The following is a 1,085-nucleotide window of genomic DNA, read 5'->3' as shown; positions in this document are numbered from 1 at the left end:
GGATTCATGACTGGGGTGAAGTCGTAACAAGGTAGCCGTATCGGAAGGTGCGGCTGGATCACCTCCTTTCCAGAGCTTCTCGCAAAGTTGAGCGCTCACGCTTATCGGCTGTAAATTAAAGACAGACTCAGGGGTCTGTAGCTCAGTCGGTTAGAGCACCGTCTTGATAAGGCGGGGGTCGTTGGTTCGAATCCAACCAGACCCACCATTGTCTGACGTGTCGGTGATCGTTAGCGCTTCAGCGCTTACGAGTACCCCATGCCGGCAGGCTGTGAACACCTGAGGTCATCTGTACATGGGGGCATAGCTCAGCTGGGAGAGCACCTGCTTTGCAAGCAGGGGGTCGTCGGTTCGATCCCGTCTGCCTCCACCAATCACCAACGCTAAGGGCTTGGTTCAGACACTGAACCGAGAATTTTGCATTGGCGATTGAGCCAGTCAGAGTGATATGAGTAATACCATATCGGCTGTCGTTCTTTAACAATCTGGAAGAAGTAAGTAATTTGGATAGCGGAAGCGTCTTGAGATGGACGTGGAAACTATCCGGGTTGTGATTGTATCGATGTATCTCAAGATGATTCGAACTTCATGTTCGGCTCAATTGGAATACGGCACAAATGCGAGAACTCAACCTGTAGCGACTGTCGCGTCGAAAGATGAGACAGACTCGTTATAGGGTCAAGCGAACAAGTGCATGTGGTGGATGCCTTGGCGATCACAGGCGATGAAGGACGCGGTAGCCTGCGAAAAGCTACGGGGAGCTGGCAAACGAGCTTTGATCCGTAGATGTCCGAATGGGGAAACCCACTCCTTTTGGAGTATCCATGGCTGAATACATAGGCCATGCGAAGCGAACGCGGTGAACTGAAACATCTAAGTAACCGCAGGAAAAGAAATCAACCGAGATTCCCAAAGTAGTGGCGAGCGAAATGGGATGAGCCTTGTACTCTTTATTTGTATTGTTAGCCGAACGCTCTGGAAAGTGCGGCCATAGCAGGTGATAGCCCTGTAGGCGAAAACAGTATGAAAGAACTAAGTGTACGACAAGTAGGGCGGGACACGTGAAATCCTGTCTGAAGATGGGG

At 50.8% G+C, this 1,085-nt stretch carries 2 tRNA genes and 2 rRNA genes; all 4 read left to right on the top strand.

Annotated elements, in window-relative coordinates:
- Positions 1 to 69, top strand: a 16S ribosomal RNA gene (locus tag SB786_RS35500); the annotation flags it as partial.
- A gap of 62 nt (positions 70 to 131) precedes the next feature.
- Positions 132 to 208 (top strand) — tRNA-Ile (locus SB786_RS35495).
- A gap of 89 nt (positions 209 to 297) precedes the next feature.
- Positions 298 to 373, top strand: a tRNA-Ala gene (locus tag SB786_RS35490).
- A gap of 303 nt (positions 374 to 676) precedes the next feature.
- A 23S ribosomal RNA gene (locus SB786_RS35485) occupies positions 677 to 1,085 on the top strand; the annotation flags it as partial.

It is taken from the genome of Burkholderia sp. SIMBA_062, from assembly GCF_046534765.1.
Classification (GTDB): domain Bacteria; phylum Pseudomonadota; class Gammaproteobacteria; order Burkholderiales; family Burkholderiaceae; genus Burkholderia; species Burkholderia ambifaria.
Note: the sequence above shows the minus strand (reverse complement) of the source record. Positions and strands in the feature narration are given on the sequence as shown.